18 protein-coding genes are annotated in these 20,721 nt (G+C 65.2%); 12 read left to right on the top strand and 6 right to left on the bottom strand.

Annotation, left to right across the window (positions count from 1 at the left end):
* Window positions 1-6 precede the first annotated feature (6 nt).
* The 8 genes from ACEN9G_RS26610 to ACEN9G_RS26575 all read left to right on the top strand — a co-directional run bounded on the left by ACEN9G_RS26610 (window position 7) and on the right by ACEN9G_RS26575 (window position 9,847).
* Complete coding sequence (locus tag ACEN9G_RS26610; RefSeq protein WP_413341247.1) at window positions 7-2,166, top strand: peptidase domain-containing ABC transporter; 2,160 nt, start codon at window positions 7-9, stop codon at window positions 2,164-2,166.
* A 24-nt stretch (window positions 2,167-2,190) separates the two neighbouring features.
* A complete protein-coding gene (locus tag ACEN9G_RS26605) occupies window positions 2,191-2,775 on the top strand; it encodes a DUF6624 domain-containing protein (protein WP_413341249.1) in 585 nt (194 codons plus the stop codon).
* Window positions 2,745-3,290, top strand: a complete 546-nt coding sequence (locus ACEN9G_RS26600) for a toxin-activating lysine-acyltransferase (RefSeq protein ID WP_413341251.1) — start codon at window positions 2,745-2,747, stop codon at window positions 3,288-3,290. Before ACEN9G_RS26605 ends, ACEN9G_RS26600 begins: the two co-directional genes overlap by 31 nt.
* Window positions 3,291-3,337: 47 nt before the next feature.
* Complete coding sequence (locus ACEN9G_RS26595) at window positions 3,338-5,065, top strand: hypothetical protein (RefSeq protein ID WP_413341253.1); 1,728 nt, start codon at window positions 3,338-3,340, stop codon at window positions 5,063-5,065.
* 58 nt (window positions 5,066-5,123) lie between these two features.
* Entirely contained in the window at window positions 5,124-6,470 is a 1,347-nt protein-coding gene (locus ACEN9G_RS26590) for an MFS transporter (protein ID WP_413341255.1), read from the top strand.
* Between the two features lie 413 nt (window positions 6,471-6,883).
* Window positions 6,884-7,030 (top strand): hypothetical protein, encoded by a 147-nt coding sequence (locus ACEN9G_RS26585; protein ID WP_483127237.1) that lies wholly within the window; start codon window positions 6,884-6,886, stop codon window positions 7,028-7,030.
* Between the two features lie 50 nt (window positions 7,031-7,080).
* Window positions 7,081-8,550, top strand: coding sequence for a glucose-6-phosphate dehydrogenase (gene zwf, locus ACEN9G_RS26580; protein ID WP_413345544.1), 1,470 nt, complete (start codon window positions 7,081-7,083; stop codon window positions 8,548-8,550).
* A 187-nt stretch (window positions 8,551-8,737) separates the two neighbouring features.
* Window positions 8,738-9,847: an alpha/beta fold hydrolase gene (locus ACEN9G_RS26575; RefSeq protein WP_483127236.1), complete on the top strand. Its 1,110-nt coding sequence runs from the start codon at window positions 8,738-8,740 to the stop codon at window positions 9,845-9,847.
* Here ACEN9G_RS26575 and pcaF read toward each other — a convergent pair whose 3' ends face one another.
* From pcaF to ACEN9G_RS26560, 3 genes are read right to left on the bottom strand one after another with little or no spacing between them, the layout of a single operon-like run.
* On the bottom strand, window positions 9,848-11,050 hold the full coding sequence (gene pcaF / locus ACEN9G_RS26570) for a 3-oxoadipyl-CoA thiolase (protein WP_413345636.1): 1,203 nt from the start codon (window positions 11,048-11,050) through the stop codon (window positions 9,848-9,850). It lies immediately after the preceding gene.
* Window positions 11,051-11,063: 13 nt separating this feature from the next.
* Window positions 11,064-11,711, bottom strand: a complete 648-nt coding sequence (locus ACEN9G_RS26565; RefSeq protein WP_483127235.1) for a CoA transferase subunit B — start codon at window positions 11,709-11,711, stop codon at window positions 11,064-11,066.
* Entirely contained in the window at window positions 11,708-12,373 is a 666-nt protein-coding gene (locus ACEN9G_RS26560; RefSeq protein ID WP_413342846.1) for a 3-oxoacid CoA-transferase subunit A, read from the bottom strand. The genes ACEN9G_RS26565 and ACEN9G_RS26560 overlap by 4 nt, the downstream gene beginning before the upstream one ends.
* A gap of 131 nt (window positions 12,374-12,504) precedes the next feature.
* On the opposite strand from ACEN9G_RS26560, the gene ACEN9G_RS26555 reads away from it, so the two are divergent.
* Window positions 12,505-13,320 carry an IclR family transcriptional regulator domain-containing protein gene (locus ACEN9G_RS26555; RefSeq protein ID WP_413342848.1) on the top strand — a complete coding sequence of 272 codons (816 nt, stop codon included), beginning with the start codon at window positions 12,505-12,507 and terminating at the stop codon, window positions 13,318-13,320.
* A 6-nt stretch (window positions 13,321-13,326) separates the two neighbouring features.
* On the opposite strand, the gene ACEN9G_RS26550 is transcribed toward ACEN9G_RS26555, so the two are convergent.
* Entirely contained in the window at window positions 13,327-13,626 is a 300-nt protein-coding gene (locus tag ACEN9G_RS26550) for an antibiotic biosynthesis monooxygenase family protein (RefSeq protein WP_413342850.1), read from the bottom strand.
* Window positions 13,627-13,850: 224 nt separating this feature from the next.
* On the opposite strand from ACEN9G_RS26550, the gene ACEN9G_RS26545 reads away from it, so the two are divergent.
* Window positions 13,851-14,144, top strand: coding sequence for an alpha/beta hydrolase (locus ACEN9G_RS26545; protein ID WP_413342852.1), 294 nt, complete (start codon window positions 13,851-13,853; stop codon window positions 14,142-14,144).
* Window positions 14,145-14,159: 15 nt separating this feature from the next.
* Here ACEN9G_RS26545 and ACEN9G_RS26540 read toward each other — a convergent pair whose 3' ends face one another.
* Complete coding sequence (locus tag ACEN9G_RS26540; RefSeq protein WP_413342854.1) at window positions 14,160-14,567, bottom strand: type 2 periplasmic-binding domain-containing protein; 408 nt, start codon at window positions 14,565-14,567, stop codon at window positions 14,160-14,162.
* Between the two features lie 10 nt (window positions 14,568-14,577).
* On the bottom strand, window positions 14,578-15,624 hold the full coding sequence (locus ACEN9G_RS26535; protein ID WP_413342856.1) for a hypothetical protein: 1,047 nt from the start codon (window positions 15,622-15,624) through the stop codon (window positions 14,578-14,580).
* 308 nt (window positions 15,625-15,932) lie between these two features.
* On the opposite strand from ACEN9G_RS26535, the gene ACEN9G_RS26530 reads away from it, so the two are divergent.
* Both ACEN9G_RS26530 and ACEN9G_RS26525 read left to right on the top strand, forming a co-directional pair.
* Window positions 15,933-18,221 carry an ATP-binding protein gene (locus ACEN9G_RS26530; protein ID WP_483127234.1) on the top strand — a complete coding sequence of 763 codons (2,289 nt, stop codon included), beginning with the start codon at window positions 15,933-15,935 and terminating at the stop codon, window positions 18,219-18,221.
* Window positions 18,218-20,494, top strand: coding sequence for an ATP-binding protein (locus tag ACEN9G_RS26525; protein ID WP_495605479.1), 2,277 nt, complete (start codon window positions 18,218-18,220; stop codon window positions 20,492-20,494). Before ACEN9G_RS26530 ends, ACEN9G_RS26525 begins: the two co-directional genes overlap by 4 nt.
* Window positions 20,495-20,721 lie beyond the last annotated feature (227 nt).

The following is a 20,721-nucleotide window of genomic DNA, read 5'->3' as shown; positions in this document are numbered from 1 at the left end:
GCGATAATGAGCGTGACTGAAAATCCCGAGATTAATTTTGGACTTGCGAAGCGGACGCCCGTCATCAGGCAGACCGAATCGGCCGAGTGCGGACTCGCGTGTCTCGCGATGATTCTGGGTCACTATGGGAATCATTGCGACATGTTCGGACTGCGCAAGAAATTTCCGCTGTCGCTGCAGGGCGCAACCGTCGGTGACCTGATCAGAATCTCCGGTGACCTCGGCCTCAACTCCCGCGCACTGACGCTGGACCTCTGCGATTTCGACAGCCTGAGACTACCGTGCGTCCTGCACTGGAATTTCAAGCATTTTGTCGTGCTGACCAGGATCACCAAAAAAGGGATCGAAATGATCGACCCGGCCTACGGTCGGCGCAAGGTGACGATGGCGGAAGTCGACCGGTCATTTACCGGGGTGGCGCTGGAATTCTGGCCGAACAACGACTTTACCCTGGCCGAGCCCGGCCCGAAGCTTTCATTGCGGCGCCTGATCGGAACCGTGCGCGGGATCGTTCCGGCCGCGGGCCAGATCCTGTTTCTGGCGCTGCTGATCGAAGTCGGGAATCTGGGATCGCCGCTGCTGATGCAATGGATCATGGATTCCGTACTGATCGGCCAGGACTATACATTGCTCGTGGCATTGGCGGCCGGTTCCGGCATCCTCATGCTCCTGCAAAACGTCGTTACCGCATTGCGGGGATGGGCGCTGGTCTATTTCAACGCCAACGTCTCCCTGCAATGGCGATCGAATATCTTCTCGCACCTGCTCAGGCTCCCGATCAGCTATTTCGAACGCCGGGCACTGGGCGACGTCATCTCGAGATTCAGCTCGGTCGATCAGATCCAGCGTGTGGTGAGTACGTCCTTCATCGAAGCCTTCATCGACGGCACGTTCGGCCTCATCACATTCGTCATCATGCTGTTATACAGCCCCATGCTGGCGGCAATCAGTGCCGCAGCCGTCCTGCTGTATGTCGTGATGCGTCTCTTCCTGTTTTCCTATCTGGAACAATCGACGCATGACTTCATCGTGGCGGCGTCAAAACAGGATGGCCACCTGATCGAATCGCTGCGCGGGATCCGCGCCTTGAAGCTCTTTCAACGCGAAGCGAACCGGCGTGCCCAATGGATCAAATACTTTACCGACCAGGTCAACGCGGACGTGAAAGTGCAGCAGATCACGCTCGGATTTCGTCTGGTGAATGGCCTGCTGTTCGGCACCGAAGTCCTGGTGGTGACCGTCGTTGGCGCGCTGATGGTCATGGATCTGCGGTTCACGGCCGGCGCCCTGATCGCTTTCCTGGGCTTCCGAGGACAGTTCTCCGGGCGCATGCTTGGTTTGACGGAAAAAATGTTTGATCTAAAACTCCTCTCCCTGCAATGCGAGCGGCTCGCGGACATCGCGCTGACGGAGAAGGAAAGCGTCCCAACGGAAGAAGCCTTGCTGCCGACGCCCCAGCACGCGTCCACGATCGAACTCAGGAATGTGACGTTTCAATATGCGAAAAATACATTCGCCGTGCTCCGTAACCTGAACCTCACGATCGCGCCGGGCGAATCGATCGCAATCACCGGCGCGTCCGGATGCGGGAAAAGCACACTTCTTCAACTGATCTGCGGCGTGTACCCGCCGACTTATGGGTCGGTCAACATCGATGGCATCGACGTACGCAAGCTCGGCCACGGGTTCCTGCGCGAAAACATCAGCGTCGTCATGCAGGATGACCAGTTGTTTTCGGGAACGATCATCGACAACATCTGTTTCTTCGACGAGAACCCCGATTATGAGTGGGCGAAGGAATGCGCGCGGCTGGCGCAGATCTCGACCGATATCGAGGCCATGCCGATGGCCTACAACACACTGGTTGGCGACATGGGCTCCGTGCTGTCCGGCGGCCAGAAACAGCGGGTCATCATCGCACGTGCCCTCTACAAGAAGCCGAGGATCCTGATTCTCGACGAAGCGACGAGTCACCTCGACGTGGAGAACGAAAAGCGCGTCAACAAGGCAATCAGCGACATGAACATCACGCGCATTATCGTCGCGCACCGGCACGAAACGATCTTGTCCGCCGACCGGATCGTGACGCTCGCCGATGGGGCCATTCTTCACGATACCCGGCCGCACGTGCAGGCCGAATCGCTCGAACCGGATTTACAAAACTAATTCATGTACGACAGGAGGAATAACATGAATCGCCGCAGCACTCTCTTGACGATCGTTGCCATCGGCATGCTTGCGCTTCATTTCACGGCGCAATCCGCCGCCATCGCCCGTCCCGACCTGAGACGCGAACTGCTGGAAATGAAAAAGAAGGATCAGGACGCGAGGGAGGAAGGGCTCCACGGCGGATCCCGGGATCTATTCCGTATCGATCAGGAGAATCTGAAAAGGCTGAAGGAGATCGTCGCCGCAGTGGGCTGGCCGACGACATCGATGGTGGGCGCCGATGGCAGCGAAGCCGCGTGGCTGCTCGTCCAGCACGCGGACAGCGATCCGGCGTTCCAGTTGCAGATGCTGACGACGCTGGAACCGCTCGTCCGCACGGGCGACATCTCACCCAAGGATTACGCGTATCTCTACGACCGCACGCACAAACCGCAACGCTATGGTACGCAGGGCGAGTGCGATGCCAGTGCGGTATGGCATCCGCGTGCCATCGAATCCGGTGCGGACGTCGACCGGCGCCGGGTTGCGATCGGCCTTCCCCCGATGCGGGAATATAACGACGTCATGAACAAGGTATGCGCAGAGTTCATGGCAAACCGTCATTGATTCAATCACACCGGCCACGACGAATGAGATACGTACTCGAAGTATTCGATGAAGCAAAGGAACCGCACAAGACCACGGCCGAGTATTACGGATACGCGGCGTTACTGATGGGAACGGCTCCGGCGCTGTTGAACAGGACACTCGCGAAATCGTTGTGGCACCTTGGCGCCGCGTTCGCGCACAAGCAATTCAAATTCTATTTCGACGCGCGCGGCATGCCCGTCGGGATGGTGACGTGGGCCTTCCTTGCGTCCGACGTGGAAGACCGGTTTCTCTCGGACGACGATCCGCAGCTTCACTTGAGCGAGTGGAACGAAGGGGATAGCCCGTGGATCATCGACTTCGTCGCGCCGTACGGAAATCTCAAGCATATCCTCCGCGATCTGCGCGACACGGTATTCGCCGACCACGACGGCGTGATTTACTCGCGGCGCAGGAAAGGTGCGGTCGTGACGAAGCAGATCCAGGCCAGCCCATTTTCCTACTTTTTCAGGAACCGCAGGAACGCCTCCTGACCAGCCTACCGCACGACTTTTCGACAAATCTCCGACATCAAACCGTCATGCTGCCAGTTCCGCTCAAACAACTCCTGCCCGATTCGTCGTTCGTGAATTTCGAAGTGCGCCGGTTGGCCCGCCCGCGGATCGAATGGGTCGGCCCGGACGTGCCGGCAAGCTTCGATCCACTGGATTATGCCTGGTGCAAGCCGCTGGAGTCGGAAGATCCGTCCTGCTATCTGGACGAGGCGACCTTGGCGGCCGGAGAGCGGTATGGCGGCGAAGCGCTGGAAGCGAACGGGGGCGGCGTTCGCTGCGGAATCGTCGGCGATTTCCAGATCAAAGGCATCGGCAAGAATCAGCTTGCCGGAAAATCGACCGACTTTTGGCACAGCCATGGCGCCGCATCGCTGGAGGAGGCGATACAGGAAGCGATCTGGGGTGAGGTCTGCCAACTTGCCCTGCCGTACGGCGCGGCCCGGGTGAACGCGATCATCACGACCGGCACGATGGCGCCGGACCGTTCGTTCACACGCCACGGGACATCTTCCCGGGCGCTCATCGTGCGCGACCAGGCGCTTCGTCCCGCGCACTACATGCGCGCGATTTTCTTCGACCAGGATCCGCACGCGCCGGGTCTGCGCCTGAGCGACGTCGAGCGGACGAAGCGGGCGATTGCCGCGCTGCCGTCCGGGCTCGCGCAGTGCCTGTTCCCGGACGACCAGGCGATTGCCGGACTGGCCGACCATCATGCGCTCAACGCACACCTCATGGAAATGGTGCGCAGGTTCGCCGTGCAGGTGGCGGCGGCGACGGCAAAACGCATCGTGCACGGCACCCTGAACGCGTCGAACTGTTGTGTCGACGGGCGCTGGATCGATTTCGGGACAATATCCACGGTCTCGGACTACGGCCGGCTCAGGTTCGCCTCTGCCCCGTACTCCGAGGTGACCACGCAATACGGAAGCCTGGGTTCGGCGCTCCGCGACCTTTTATTCTACGTAAAAAAGTATGCGCCGGGCCACATCGCATCGAAACTCGTCGGTCTCGGCGAGCTGGAAAACCATCTGGCGCGGACTTACGACACACGCCTGCGAATGGAAATGGTGAAGCTCACGGGCATCCCGGAACCGGCGCTGAACGACATGCCCAGGCCGCTCGTCGACCGGGCGTTCGACGTGTTTCGACGCATCATGAGGGCCGGGAACAACCAGCCGTTCATGCTCGATCCGCCCGACTGGCGCATGCCCGAAGTCATGGGCGAGCATAATTTGTGTGTCCTGCTGCGCAGGATCGCCTGTTGCGCCGACAAGGCGCAAGCGCTGGAAGCGGTCGTGAAGGAAAACGCGCCGGCGCAACATGTGCAGGACCTCGTCGACGTGTATTTCGACCTGAGAGACCGGTTCGTGCGGATGTCCCCGCCGGGCAGCGCCTGGGACACGGCTTTCGTGGCCCTGAACTGCATGCGCAAGAACATCGACATCGACGAATTGTACCGGACCGTCCTGGAGCAATCGATTTCCGCCCTGGTGAAGTCCCGCGGGGACATTCCGGCCTATATCGGGTCCATCGTACGGAAGGCGTCGGCGGTGCTGTCCGATGAGTCGGACGCGGGACTCGATCTCTCTTATTGGTGCAACCGCCCTGTCGTACTCTCCCGCGCGACCGGCTTCACCGAAAACGGACGCGCAGTGCCCGCCGAGCGGATAGTCGGGTGGCTCGAACAGGCGGCCATGGCCGGCCGCGCCGCCACCTTGTTCCAGCAATGTGTCGAGCGACACGCGCAGCAATGAAGCGTTCCGGGCGCCGCTGCAATCGACACATCGCCCGGCCAGATCGAGATGGAGCGCCATGTTGACATTTACCTTGTCTTCCATTCCCCGTCCCAGGCTACTGCACTGGGTACCGACCCTGTACGCGACGATGGGATTTCCGAATATCTTCGTCGCATCGGCCGCGGCCATCATGTACCGCAACCTGGGCATGAGCACGGCCGAGGTCGTGACAAGCACGAGCCAGTTATACCTTCCCTGGGTCTTGAAGCCGCTCTGGGCACCCCTCCTCGAGGCCTTCGGCACGAAGAAAGGCTGGGTGGTCAGCATGCAGTTCCTATTGATGGTGTTATTCGCCGCCACGGCCCTCTTGTTGCGCACGCCCTACGCGCTTTCTCTCACGCTTGCGACCTTCTGGATGATCGGGTTTGCCTCGGCAACGCAGGACATCGCCATCGACGGCATTTTCATGGGATCGACCACGCCGGCGGAACAGGCCCGCTACGCCGGACTCCAGAATCTTTGCTGGAATATCGGGGCGGTCGCCGCGTCCGGCATCGTCGTTTCGCTGAGCGGGGTTTTGAAGACGGGTCATGACTTGAGCTGGGCGCAGTGCTGGGTGGCCGTTCTGGCGATCTGCGCCGTCCTGATGGGGATGTCGGCATTCTGGCATCTCAGGAATCTGCCGGACGTCCCCAACGCCGCGGGGGCCCGCAATGGCCTGCCGGCGGGCTTCGGGTCATTCCTCGCATCCTGGCGTACGTTTGTCGCGAAGCCGAAGATCTGGACGATGCTCGTCGTCGTGTTCGCCTATCGGCTCGCCGAGGGCTTCGTGGAGAAGATCGGGCCGATCTTCCTGCTGGACGGCAGGGATGCCGGAGGATTGGGCCTCGACAACCAGACGCTTGGCGCGATCAACGGCACGCTGGGTACCATCGCATTCATCGCCGGCACGATCCTGGCGGGTTTCGTCGTCTCCAGGATGACGTTGCGCCGGTCTTTCGTCGTCCTGGCACTTGCGCTGAACGTGCCCCATCTCGCCTATTACTGGCTCAGCGCCGACTTGCCGTCGAATCTCCTGATCATCTCCGGCGCGGTCCTGGTCGAAAAATTCGGATACGGATTCGGATCCGTCGGCCACATGCTCTATATGGTGCAGCAAGTCTCTCCGGGGCGCTTCCAGATGTCCCATTACGCCTTCGCGACGAGCGTCATGGCACTGTGTAAATGGACCACCGGATGGGCGAGCGGCTTCCTCTTCGTGGCATGCGACCATAGTTACCGGTTGTTTTTCCTGTTCGTGCAGGTCGTCTCCGTCTTGCCGGTGGTGATAGCGTACCTTGCCCCCTTTCCGCGCAACGATAACGCGGCGGCAGCGGTGCCGAAGGAGGCCGCGCATTGCGAGAACGTATCGGTCCCGCATTGACCGCACGCGGGCCGAAAAAAATGGGCGCCACGCGGGCGCCCTGAAGTGATATCGAGAGTAAGTAAGTCGAGGCCGTGCTGATGGCCACCACGCCACCGCACGAGCAGTCATCGTAACGCGCCGCGGCATGCCGCGCCCATCATTTATTCGCCATTTGCTATCGGTTTTTGATATAGGCGACGAGGGCCCGGCCGGCCCTCCCAGCCCCATTCCCGGCACGGGCGCCGGCCCGGTGTACAATCCTTTGTTCCAGGAACACCTGCATGGCCGCAATCCGCGCCACTGCCGGGTTCCGGATACCGATCATGCATCGACTATGAGCTGACATGGCCACCACCGGGACACCACAACGCCGCCACGCGGACCGCGACCGCAGCGCCCGACGCGCGCGGACGGCCGTTGGCGCGCCCCCGTTGACGCCATCCCCGTCGGCGCCGCCGCCCGGCCACAAGCCGGCGCGCCCGGCGCCCACAAGCCGCACGCAGGCCGCCCCGACCGCGGGAGCCGCGCTGCGCAACCGTACCGCCCTGCCCGGCCCGGCCGCGTCCCCGCCGGGATGACGCCGCACGCGCCGCCGGCAACCACCTTAACTTCCAAGATCCAGAACAACATGCAGACCCACTCGACAGAAGCAGACAACGGCCTCCCCCTCGACATGATCATCTTCGGCGGCATGGGCGACCTTGCCATGCGCAAGCTGCTGCCGGCCCTGTACATGGCCTTCCTGCACGGCAATCTGCCGTCGACGACGCGCATCCTGTCCACCGGCCGCCAGGACTTCACCCGCGAAGCCTACCTCGCCCACATCGAGGCGAACTCGCGCTCGTTCATCGCGGCCAGCAACTTCAACGAGAAGACGTGGGACGGCTTCCTCAAACTGCTCGAGTACGTGCGCCTGGACGTGCAGGCCGCGCCCGACTTCTCGGCCCTCGCGCAAGCGTCGCGCGCCGGTGCCCAGCGCGTGTTCTACCTGTCGACGGCGCCGTCGCTGTTCACGACCATCTGCGACAAGCTCGCCGCCAGCAACCTCGTCGACGCCAATGCCCGCGTCGTGCTGGAAAAGCCGCTGGGCACGGACCTGGCCTCGGCCATCGCCATCAACGAAGACGTCGGCCGCCACTTCGAAGAATCGCAGATCTACCGCATCGACCACTACCTGGGCAAGGAAACCGTGCAGAACCTGATGGTGCTGCGCTTCGGTAACTCGATCCTGGAACCGCTGTGGCGCGCGCCGAACATTTCCAGCGTGCAGATCACCGTGGCCGAGGAAGTGGGCGTCGGCAGCCGCGCCGGCTTCTACGACGGCGCCGGCGCGATGCGCGACATGGTGCAGAACCACCTGCTGCAACTGCTGTGCATCGTCGCGATGGAACCGCCGACCTCGCTGTCGCCGGATGCCGTGCGCGACGAAAAGCTGAAGGTGCTGCGCTCGCTGCGCCGCCTGTCGCTGGCCGACATCGCGCGCGACACGATCCGCGGCCAGTACATCCGCGGCGTCTCCGGCAACCAGGAAGTGCCGGGCTACCACGAAGAAAAGAACGTCCCGCAAGACAGCAAGACGGAGACCTTCGTCGCCCTGCGCGCCTTCATCGACACGTGGCGCTGGTCCAAGGTGCCGTTCTACCTGCGCACCGGCAAGCGCATGGCGCGCCGCTCGTCGAAGATCGTCGTCGAGTTCGCGAACCCGCCGTTCCCCCTGTTCCCGCAGACCGCCGGCGCCGTCGCCAACCGCCTCGTCATCGAACTGCAGCCGGAAGAAGCGATCAAGCTGCAGCTCATGGCCAAGCAGCCCGGCAGCGGCATGGAGATGCAGCAGGTCGCGCTGAACCTCGACCTGCAGTCGGCGTTCCAGCAGCGCCGCGCGGAAGCGTACGAGCGCCTGCTGATCGACGTCGTGCGCGGCCGCCTCACCCACTTCATGCGCCGCGACGAGCTGGAAGCGGCGTGGGAATGGGCCGACCCGATCATCGAAGGCTGGCAGACCCTGGACGAGAAGCCGCATCCGTACGCGGCCGGCTCGTGGGGTCCGGCGGAGTCGTTCGCACTGCTCGCGCGCGACGGCCACAGCTGGGTCGAGTAGGCGTGTCGGGCGGCGCGCCCGTGCGCCGCCCTCCGTTTTAATCGTGCACAATAGCCCGCTAGCATCGTGCACGTTTCCAGTTTAGCGCTCCGCAAACGCGCGTGACTTTCCGGTCTGACGCGATTGGAGCCTGCGGATTGGTGGCGTAGAGTGCGGTGTCTTCCACTCTCACCTCGGACGAATCGCCATGCAGGCAAGCAACTGGAACACCGCGATGGGCGCGCTCGGTGCGCAGGCCCTCAAGAACATGGACCGCAGCCGCAAGGCGCGCGGCGAGATGCTGGAACGCGTGGGCTACGGCCCGCAGCAGACGCCGTCGACGGTCCTGCACACGGAACCCGGTCTGAACGTGCGCCGCTACGGCGCCCCGGCCGACATCGCCCCGAACGGCGGCCCGGCCGTGCTGATCGTGCCGGCCCCCATCAAGCGCCCCTACATCTGGGACCTGGCGCCCGACATCAGCGTCGTGCGGCGCTTCCTGGAGCGCGGCTACCGCGTCTACCTGGCCGAATGGGTCGCGCTGCCCGACACGCACGACCACTTCGGCCTCGACGACTACGGCGACCACCTGCTGGCCGCCTGCCGCCGGGCCATCGCGGCCGACGGCGGGCCGGACCAGGTCGTCGTCGCGGGCCACTCGCTGGGCGGCATCCTTGCCGCCATCCACAGCTGCCTGCACCCCGAGGCCGTGCGCGCGACGATCCTGCTGGAATCGCCGCTGCACTTCACGCCCGCCTCGAGCTGCTTCGCGCGCCTGATCGACGCGACGCCGCACGCGCGCCCCATCGCGGACACGTTCCGCCAGGTGCCCGGCGTCTTCCTCAACATGATGAGCGCGATGGCCGAACCGCAGGCATTCCAGTGGGAGCGCTGGACGGACCGCATGCTGTCGATGACGGACCCGCAGGCGCTCGTCACGCACATGCGCGTGGAACGCTGGACGCACGACGAGTTCCCGCTGCCGGGCCGGCTGTTCACGGAGATCGTCGAGTCGCTGTACCGGCACGATGCCTTCATGCAGGGCAAGCTCGCGCTCGGCAACCGCACGATCGGCCCGCGCGACCTGACGGCGCCGCTGCTGTCCGTCGTCGACCCGCGCAGCAAGCTGATTCCACCCGATGCGCTGGTGCCGTTCCACGAAGCAACGGCCAGCCCCCGCAAGCAACTGCTGCACTACGAGGGCGACGTGGGCGTCAACCTGCAGCACGTGGGCGTGCTCGTGGGGCGCAGCGCGCATGCGCGCCTCTGGCCCCAAATCTTCGACTGGCTGGACGGGAAGGACGTTCCCGCCGCTTGATCACACGCGCTCGATCGCGAGCGCGATGCCCTGCCCTACGCCGATGCACATCGTGCACAGGGCAAAGCGGCCGCCGGTCCGCTCCAGCTGGTACGTGGCCGCGGTGACGAGCCGCGCGCCGCTCATCCCGAGCGGATGGCCGAGGGCGATCGCGCCGCCGTTCGGATTCACACGCGGGTCGTCGTCGCGCAGGCCGAGCAGGCGCAGCACGGCGAGGCCCTGCGCCGCGAACGCTTCGTTCAGCTCGATCACGTCGAACTGGTCCAGCGTCATGCCCGTCTGCGCCAGCAGCTTTTGCACGGCGGGCGCGGGGCCGATGCCCATCACGCGGGGCGCCACGCCGGCCGTCGCCATGCCCACGATGCGGGCGCGCGGTGTCAAGCCGTACTGCGCGGCCGCTTCCGCATTTGCCAGCAGCAGCGCGCAGGCGCCGTCGTTCACGCCGGATGCATTACCGGCGGTGACCGTGCCATCCGGCCGCACGACCGGTTTCAGCTTCGCCAGCGTTTCCAGGCTCGTCTCGCGCGGGTGCTCGTCCTTGGCCAAACGGATGGGATCCCCTTTCTTTTGAGGGATCGGCACGGGCACGATCTCCTGCTCGAACGTCCCGTCCTGTTGCGCACGGGCCGCCTTCGCCTGGCTGGCGAGCGCGAACGCATCCTGGTCCGCGCGCGAAATCCTGTAGTCGTCGGCCACGTTTTCCGCCGTCTCCGGCATCGCATCCGTGCCGTACAGCTTGTGCATCAGCGGGTTCGGGAAGCGCCAGCCGATCGTCGTGTCGTAGATGTTCGCGTTGCGGGAGAACGCGGATTCCGCCTTGCCCATCACGAACGGTGCGCGCGTCATCGATTCCACGCCGCCTGCGATCATCAAACGGGCCTCGCCGCTCTTGATGGCGCGCGCGGCGCTGCCGACGGCGTCCAGGCCCGAGCCGCACAGGCGGTTCACGGTGGAACCGGGAACCTGTTGCGGCAGGCCGGCCAGCAGCGCGGCCATGCGCGCCACGTTGCGGTTGTCCTCGCCGGCCTGGTTGGCGCAGCCGTAGATCACGTCGTCGATGGCGGACCAGTCGACGTCCGGATTGCGGCGCATGAGTTCGCGGATGGGGATGGCGCCCAGGTCGTCCGCGCGCACGTCCTTCAATGCGCCGCCGTAGCGGCCGATGGGGGTGCGGATGGCGTCGACGATGAATGCGTCGGTCATGGTCATTCTCCTGTTATTCGTTGGGCGCCAGCAGCGGCGCGGCGGTGACGGCCTGCAGGTCGGCCAGGGTCAGGCCCGGCGCCATCTCGCGCACGCGCAGGCCCTCGGGCGTCACGTCCAGCACGGCCAGGTCCGTGTAGATGCGGCTGACGCAGGCGATGCCCGTCAGCGGATAGGTGCAGCGCTCGACGATCTTGCTTTCTCCCGTCTTGGTCTGGTGTTCCATCATGACGAACACCTGCTTCGCACCGATCGCGAGGTCCATGGCGCCGCCGACGGCGGGAATCGCGTCCGGCGCGCCCGTGTGCCAGTTGGCCAGGTCGCCCGTGTGCGACACCTGGAAGGCGCCCAGCACGCAGATGTCCAGGTGGCCGCCGCGCATCATCGCGAACGAGTCCGCGTGGTGGAAATAGGCGCCGCCCGTCAGCAAGGTCACCGGCTGCTTGCCGGCGTTGATCAGGTCCTCGTCTTCCTCGCCCGGGGCGGGCGCCGGCCCCATGCCGAGCAGGCCGTTCTCGCTGTGCAGGAAGATCTCCTTCTCCGCCGGCAGGTAGTTGGCGACCTTCGTGGGCAGGCCGATGCCCAGGTTGACGTAGGCGCCTTCCGGGATGTCTTGCGCTACGCGCGCGGCCATCTGGTCGCGGGTGTATCGGGTGTTCATGCGGCCTCCTTGACGACGCGCTGGACGAAGATGCCGGGGGTGACGATCGCTTCCGGATCGAGTTCGCCGAGCGGCACGATCTCGGCGACCTGCGCAATGGTGGTCTTTGCGGCCATCGCCATGATCGGACCGAAGTTGCGGGCGGTCTTGCGGTACACGAGATTGCCCCAGCGGTCGCCGCGCAGGGCCTTGATCAGCGCGAAATCGGCGTGGATCGGGGTCTCGAACACATGGTTCTTGCCGTCGATGACGCGGGTTTCCTTGCCCTCGGCCAGCAGGGTGCCGTAGCCGGTGGGCGTGAAGAAGCCGCCGATGCCGGCGCCGGCGGCGCGGATGCGCTCGGCCAGGTTGCCCTGGGGCGTCAGTTCCAGCTCGATTTCGCCGGCGCGGTACAGCGCGTCGAAATGCCAGGAATCGGCCTGGCGCGGAAACGAGCACACGATCTTCCTCACGCGCTTTTCCTTGATGAGGGCGGCCAGGCCCGTGTCGCCGTTGCCGGCATTGTTGTTCACGATGGTCAGCTCGCGGGCGCCGTGGGCGATCAGCGCGTCGATGAGCGCGGACGGCATGCCGGCGTTGCCGAAGCCGCCGATCATGACGGTGGCGCCGTCGTGGATGTCGGCCACGGCCCGCTCCAGCGAGTCACAGGTTTTGTCGATCATGGGTTGTCACCTTGTCTCTGATGTGCGAGTATCGAACACATGCTCGTCTACCGCACAAAAAGTGTACGCCCGCGCCGCGTCGGCCGTCAAGCGCTTCCTGACAACCCGTCACCATCGATTAGAATTCCGCCATGTCATCCACACCCTCGACCCCAGCCGCCCCGCTCACCATCGCGGAAGAAATCGACGCCCTCGCCGATCCCGACTTCATGACGTCGCTGGCGCGCGGCCTCGCCGTGCTGCGCGCGTTCGCCGACTCGCGCAAGCCGCAAACCATCGCCCAGATCAGCCAGCAGACGGGCATCCCGCGCGCGGCCGTGCGCCGCTGCCTGCACACGCTGCGGCAGCTCGGCTATGTCGACGCGGAGCTGAACAATTTCAGCCTCCGCCCGAAGGTGCTCACACTGGGGTATTCGTATTTATCGTCGACACCGCTGACGGCCGCCGCGCAGCCATGCCTGAACGGCGTCAGCAAGGCGCTGGGCGAATCGAGCTCGCTCGCCGTGCTGGAGGAAGACCAGGTGCTGTACGTGGCGCGCGCGGCGACGTCACGCGTGATGTCGGTGTCGCTGTCCGCCGGCAGCCGCCTGCCCGCGTATTGCAGCTCGCTGGGCCGCGTGCTGCTCGCGCACCTGCCGCAGGACAAGCTGGACGCGTACCTGGCGCACACCACGCTGACGCCCAGGACGGAGCGCACGGTGACGGATCCGGACACACTGCGCGACATACTCGCGCAAGTACGGCGCGACGGCTATGCCATCAACAACGAAGAACTGGAAATGGGATTGCGCTCGATCGCCGTGCCCGTGCGCGGCGCGTCGGGCAAGGTGCTGGCGGCGCTGAACGTGGGCGCACACGCGGCGCGCGTGACGCCGGAGCGCATGGTGGATGAGTTCCTGCCCGTGCTGCGCCAGGGCGCGCAGGAACTCGCGATGCTGCTGCCCTGAAGGCCGTCAGAAGCCGTCGACGGCGGCCACGTAGTGCGTGACGACGGGCGCGCCGTCGAAGCAGTGGCCGACGAGGCGGCGCCATTCCTGGAAATCGTCGCTCTCGCGGAAGTGCACCATGTGGTCCTCAACCGTGTTCCAGTCCACGAGCAGGCGGTAGGCGCGCGGATTCTCCACGCCCCGCTGCAGGCGCATGCCGGTACACCCGCGCGCCCGCTGGAACAGCGGCGCGGCGGCGCGCACGCCCGCCTCGAATTGTTCTTCCATGCCGGCCTTGACGAGGATTTCGGCGCTTTCGACGACCATATGCTTCCTTTCGATGGGTGACGGGGTGACCGCCGATTATGCCATCGCGCGGCCGGACGTGCAGAGCGCTCAGAACGCCCCGACGTAGTTCTCCGCCAGCGCCGTCGACAGCGCGCGCGAGTTCACGACATTCTCGAGCTCCGCGCGCTGCACTTCGCGCTGGCGCATACGCGTCGGGCTATCCGGACGCGGCGCGCGGCCTCTGGCGCCAGCGCATCGCGACCGTGCAGGAACGCGGGATCGACGCCATCGCGGACGCCGTGATGGGCCGCTACTTCCACGAAGGCTTCCGTTCGGTCCATCCGGCAACGGTTGCAAAGTTCCGCCGGCGCCTCGTCACGACGGATGCCCAGGGCTATATCGGCTGCTGCGCGGCCGTGGGCGGCGTCGACACGACGGCGCGCCTCGGGCAGATTGCCGTGCCGACGCTCGTGCTGGCCGGAGCATCGCACCTGGGTGCCATCGAACAGGCGGGCGCGTTCGCCGCTGCCGTCACCGCGTTCGTCGACTGTCTGTGATGTCGCAGGTGAGCTTCAAGGCGCCGTGTAGATGACCTTCACGGTCGCGTCGACGGCGCTTTTCTCGATGTAGCCGATGGCCTTCGGGTTCGCGGCCACGGCCTTCCTGACGTCGGTGCTGCCGCCGACTTCCTTCGGCATCGTCGCCTTGCCGGTGAAGACGAGCTTGGACCACAGCGCCTTCACTTGCGACATGTCCTTGTCGGCGACCTTCTTGTAGAACTCCGCGCGGATCGGCGCGCTTTCCGGCTGGTCGACCGGCGCCAGGGCCGTGGATTTGCCGAGGAAGTACTGTGCGACTTCATCCCTGGTCATCGACGCCTGCGGCGCGGACGGGTTCACGACGACGACGACTTCGGCCATGGCCGGCACGGCGGGCCCGAGGACGGCGGCGAGAACGAAGGAGCGGATCATGGTATTCATTGCGGTCTCCTCAGAAAACGAAGTCGACGGCAACCGTGCCGACGGTGACGGGGCCACGGAAGCCGCGCCTGGGCTGGATGAACAGGCCGGGACCTTCCGGATCGACGCGGTCGACCTGGAACTTGATGTCGGCCGAGCGGAACGCGTCCCAGCGCAGGCCGACGCTGTCGGTCTTCTGCGCGGATGCACCGGTCTGCTTGCCGTGGCTGTAGTACGGCAGCAGTTTGCCGAACCGGTAGCCGCCCATCGCATACCAGCCGTCGCTGCCTTGGCCGACGCCGCGTGCCTGCGTGTATTCCGACTGCACGACGACGTTGTTCGCATCCATGGCGAAGCCGACGGCCGTGAACGACACCTTGGTCTTCGGCAAATGGAAGAAACCCTGGTCGAGCGTCAGATTGCCGTCGTTGCGGCCGACACGCAGCGTGAACGGCCCCTGTTCGTAGATGACGTTCACGACGCTGCCGTTCGTGACCTTGGCCTTGCCGTCGCCGCCCGCCATCGTGATGGAGGAATCGCCGTACGCGAGTTGCGTGGTCAGCGTGGCCGGGCCGATGGTCTGCTGCCAGCTCAGGTCGGCGCCGTCGAGACTGTCCATCGGCACCTGCGAATACACCTCCAGCGACGGCCGCACCATCGTGTTGGCATAGCCCACGTTGCGATAGTCCGAGACCATGAAGATGGCCAGCGGCACGCGGCCGACGCGCACGTTCAGCATGTCGGACAGCCTGAATTTGGCGAAGGCGAGCGTCGCATCGGCGCCGTAGTCGTCTTCGCCGAATTTCCGCACCAGCCCCTGGCCCGTGAGCGACAGCCAGTCGTTGATGTTCGCGTCGACCTGGATGCCCAGGTTGGAATCCACGCCCGTGCGCGGGGACGTGCCGGCACCGCTGGCCTGGTTGGCGCGCGCGAATTGCGCGTCGTTGGTGTCCGTCCACGTCAGGGCGCCGGTGCCGAAGCCGCTGACACGGACCGGCGAGGGCTCGCCGTCCTGCGCATGGGCGGTCGACAAGACCGCCGGCACGAGCAGCAGGGTTGCAAAGTGTTTGCTTTTCATGATGATTGGGAATGTCATTGCAGGGTTGATATCCGATGCGTGTGCCCGAGGTTCGCCGGGAGGACCGGATCGTGCTCGCGGAAGAGGTCGCGTAGCGGGATGTATGCTGACCATATATTTCTGTATGGCAAATATCATTCCACTACAAACACGTTAAATGCTTGAAGGATTGATCACAGAACGTTGCGCTCAATACACATTTGGTCAGCTCGGCCCGCGCCGCGATAACGACATTCGTCAACATGTTGCAAAGATATAACGCCGCACTATACTGAGTCATTCCCGTCCGATTTCGAATCGGTACGCACATGACTCAGTGGCTCTCCCGTTCGACCAGGATCGGTTACGTCCTGGTCATTCTCCTGGTGGTGGCGACAGCCATCCTGCTGGTCTGGCAGCATTTCGGGATGACGCGCACCCTCGAGATTTCCCCGCAGCACCCGCATGGCGCCAGGGTGACGGACGACCGCGACAACACGCGCGGCAACAGCGCGAACGGCAATTCGGTCGCGTCGCTGACCGTCACGAAGGATGCGTTCGTCATGCGCTGCTACCTGGGCGCCGCCGCGACCTACCCGTTCTGCAAGCTGCAATTCCAGATGGGCGACCCGGTCAAGGGCATCGACATGTCGGGCTACGACACGATCGCGTTCGACCTGCGCTATACGGGCCGTGGCTGGCACGTCCTCAAGCTCCACCTGATGAACTTCGAACCGGAGTTTTCCACGCTGGAGGACTGGAATTCGCAGCGGTTCAACGAACTGCTGATCAACGTACCCGCCCAGCCCGAATTCACGGCGCCGATGAATGCCGTGCGCACCGCCGACTGGTGGCACTTCTCGCGCCAGATCCCGCTGTCGAAAAGCTATGTCCGCCTCGACCACGTCACGACCGTGGAATTGGCGACGGACAATTATCAGGACACGGGACAAGTCGTCACGGTCGAGCTGCGGAAGATCGAGTTCCGCGGCAAATGGATCTCGCGGGCGACGCTGATGACTTGGCTGGTATTCGTGTGGATCGTGTGCGGCGTCATCGGCCTGTCGCTGGGTCTGCTGCACTACCGGTCCGGCCTGCAGGCCAACAAGACACGCGTGGAGCAACTGGCCGCCATCGACCGCGAGCGCAAGGAAGCCGAAGCGGCCCGCGAGACGGCGCTGGCGGAGGCCGTCGCGCTGGCGCGCCAGCGCAGCCAGTTCCTCGCGCAGATGAGCCACGAATTGCGCACGCCGCTCAACGCCATCATCGGCTATGCCGACCTGCTGGGACGCGACCGCGACCACCTGTCCGAACGGCTGGCCTCGGGCCTGGCCACGATCCACGAAAGCGGCCAGCATCTGCTCACGCTCATCAACGACATCCTCGACCTCGCGCGGGTCGAAGCCGGCAAGATGGTGCTGCACCCGGCCGCCGTCCATCTCGAGACGTTCCTGCAAGTGCTGGCGAACATCATGCGCGTCAAGGCGGAAGAGAAAGGCCTGGGATTCAGCTACGAGCTCGCACCCGGCCTGCCGGCCGCGGTGACGATCGACGAGACGCGGTTGCGCCAGGTACTGCTCAACCTGCTGGGCAATGCCGTGAAATTCACCGACACCGGCAAGGTGTCGCTGCGGGTGCTGTCCGCCGCATCCGCCGGCGCGCCGGACACCGCGCGGCTGCGCTTCGAAGTGGCCGACAGCGGCATCGGCATGGATACGCAACAGCTCGGACGCATCTTCCAGCCGTTCGAACAGGTGGCGGCCGCGCAGCGGCGCGAAGGCGGCACGGGCCTGGGCCTGGCCATCAGCCAGCAACTGGTGCAGCTCATGGGCGGCCATATCGACGTGCTCAGCGCGCCCGGCAAGGGCAGCACGTTCTCGTTCGAGATCGACGTGCCGGTGGCCGCCGCCGCGCCGGTGGTCGTGGCGCCGCACGACACCGTGATCGGCTACGAGGGCGAGCGCAAGCGGGTGCTGGTCGTGGACGACGTGCCGCAGAACCGCGCGATGCTGCAGGACCTGCTGCAGGAGACCGGCTTCCTCGTCGCCGCCGCGACGAACGGGCTCGAATGCCTGGTCCTGCTGGACAGCTTCAAGCCCGACCTGATCCTGATGGATGTCATGATGCCGGTGATGGACGGGAACGAAACGACGCGGCAGATCCGTCACATGCCGGGCTGGGGTAACGTCCCGATCATCGCGGTGACGGCCAGCGCCAGCCCGGACGACGAGCGCAAGAGCCGCGACGCCGGTGCCGACGCCCTGATCGCCAAGCCGGTCGACCACGACCTCCTGCTGCGCACCATCGGCAGGCTGCTGGCGCTGCAGTGGATCACCGGACACCCGGCGCCCGAGGGCGGCGACGACGCCGCGCTGACCGTCCCGCCGGCCGACGAGATCGAGGCGCTGTGGCAGCTGGCGCAGATCGGCAGCATGCGCGAGATCCGGGCGCGGGCCGCCTACCTGCGCGGGCTCGATCCGGCTTATGCGCCGTTCGCGAACCGCCTGGACACGCTGGCGCAGGGCTACCATTCGAAACAGCTGGCGGCCTTCGTGGCGCGCTTCCGGACCGGGGACGCGGCCCGCCGGCAGGACGATTTCCAATCGATGCGAACATGATCCAGTGGCTCTCCCGTGCGACCAGGATCGGTTACGCCCTGGTCATCCTCCTGGTGCTGGCGACCCCGGTCCTGCTGGCCTGGCAGCACTATGGCATGACGCGCACCCTCGAGATCTCCCCGCGGCATCCGTATGACGCCACGGTGACCGACGATCGCGTCCTGCCGCGCGGGAACCCCGCGCCGGGCAATTCGGTCGCGTCGCTGGCCGTCACGAAGGATGCCTACATCCTGCGTTGCCAGATGGGGAAGGCGGCCAGGTATCCGAATTGCGCCATCCGGTTCCGGCTGGGCGACTCGGGCCAGGGTATCGACATGTCCCGCTACGACACGGTCACGCTCGACGTGCGCTATACGGGCCACGGCCGGCATGTCGTCAAGCTTCACCTGCTGAATTTCGAACCGGAGTTCTACGTGCCGGACCAGTGGGATGCGCAGCGCTTCAACGAGGCGCTGATCGATATTCCGGCCCAGTCCGAAGTCACGATCCCGCTGCATGCCTTGCGCACCGCCGACTGGTGGCACTTCGCGCGCCGGATCCCGCTATCGAAGAGCTTTGTCCGCCTCGACCACGTCACGACCGTGGAACTGCAGGCCGACGACGCCAGCGCCGCCGGCCACACCATCACGGTCGAAGTCCGCAGGATCGAATTTCGCGGGAAATGGATCTCCAGGACGACGCTGCTCGGCTGGCTGATGGCCGCATGGACGGGCTGCGGCATGCTCGGGCTGTCGCTCGGCCTGCTGCACTTCCGGTCCGGCATGCAGGCCAGCAGGACGCGCCTCGAACAGCTGGCCGCCATCGACCGGGAACGCAAGGAAGCCGCGGCCGCGCGCGAGACCGCGCTGGCGGAGGCCGTCGCACTGGCGCGCCAGCGCAGCCAGTTCCTCGCGCAGATGAGCCACGAATTGCGCACGCCGCTCAACGCCATCATCGGCTACGCCCAGCTGCTGGGACGCGATTGCCACGACCTCACCGAACGCCAATCGGCCGGCCTGGCGACCATCCGCGAGAGCGGCCAGCATCTGCTCACGCTGATCAACGACATCCTCGACCTCGCACGGGTCGAAGCCGGCAAGATGGTGCTGCACCCGGGCGCCGTCCATCTCGACACGTTTCTCCAGGTGCTGGCGAACATCATGCGCGTGAAGGCCGAGGAGAAGGGCCTGGCGTTCAACTGCGAACTCGCGCCCGGCCTGCCGGCCGCGGTGACGGCCGACGAGACGCGATTGCGCCAGGTGCTGCTCAACCTGCTGGGCAATGCGGTGAAATTCACCGACAACGGCAAGGTCTCGCTGCGGGTGCTGCCGGCCGCGCCGTCCGGTGCGCCGGACATGGCGCGGCTGCGCTTCGAGGTGGCCGACAGCGGCATCGGCATGAACGCCCAACAGCTGGCGCGCATCTTCCAGCCCTTCGAACAGGTGGCGACGGCGCAGCGGCGCGAAGGCGGCACGGGCCTGGGCCTGGCCATCAGCCAGCAACTGGTGCAGCTCATGGGCGGCAGGATAGCCGTCGCCAGCGCGCCCGGCAAAGGCAGCACGTTCTCGTTCGAGATCGACGTGCCCGTGGCCGCCGCCTCTCCGGCCGCCGCGGCACCGCACGAGACCCTGGTGGGCTACGAGGGCGAGCGCAGGCGGCTGCTGGTCGTGGACGACGTGCCGCAGAACCGCGCCATGCTGCTGGACCTGCTGCAGGACACCGGCTTCATCGTCGCCGCGGCATCGACCGGACGCGAAAGCCTGGTCCTGCTCGACAGCTTCAAGCCGGACCTGATCCTGATGGACGTCATGATGCCGGTGATGGACGGGAACGAGACGACGCGCCAGATCCGTCACATGCCGGGCTGGGGCGACGTCCCGATCATTGCCGTGACGGCCAGCGCCAGCCCGGAGGACGAACGCAAGAGCCGCGCCGCCGGCGCCAGCGCCTTCCTCGCCAAGCCGGTCGACCACGACCTCCTGCTGCGCACCATCGGCAGGCTGCTGGCGCTGCAGTGGATCACCGGACACCCGGCGCCCGAGGGCGGCGAGGATGCCGCGCTGGCCGTCCCGCCGGCCGACGAGATCGAGGCGCTGTGGCAGCTGGCGCAGATCGGCAACATGCGCAAGATCCGCGAGCGGGCCGCCTACCTGCGTGGGCTCGATCCGGCCTATGCGCCGTTCGCGAACCGCCTGGACGCGCTGGCGCAGGGCTACCATTCGAAGCAACTGGTCGCGTTCGTGGCGCGCTTCCGGAACAATTCCGAAAAAGTACTGGACGACCGGTCGGTGTAGGGTTGCCGTGTGCGCATGAACGCGCCCAACCCGACACCTGCCGTATCCCTTAAGCAAGGGATAAGATCATGAACGTGCTGATCGTTCGTCGCCTTAACGCGAACAGAACCTTATGCACCAGATTGTTGGCTCCGCGGCAGCGGACTGCTACAAAAACCGCATATCGTTAGAACGCTCGCCGGGATATGGATATGTCAACATATTCGTTCTGCATCGGGCCTTCCCTT

The sequence above is a fragment of the Massilia sp. Masssp94 genome (assembly GCF_059491305.1).
The sequence above is the reverse complement of the archived record's forward strand: the minus strand, read 5'-3'. Positions and strand labels throughout refer to the sequence as shown.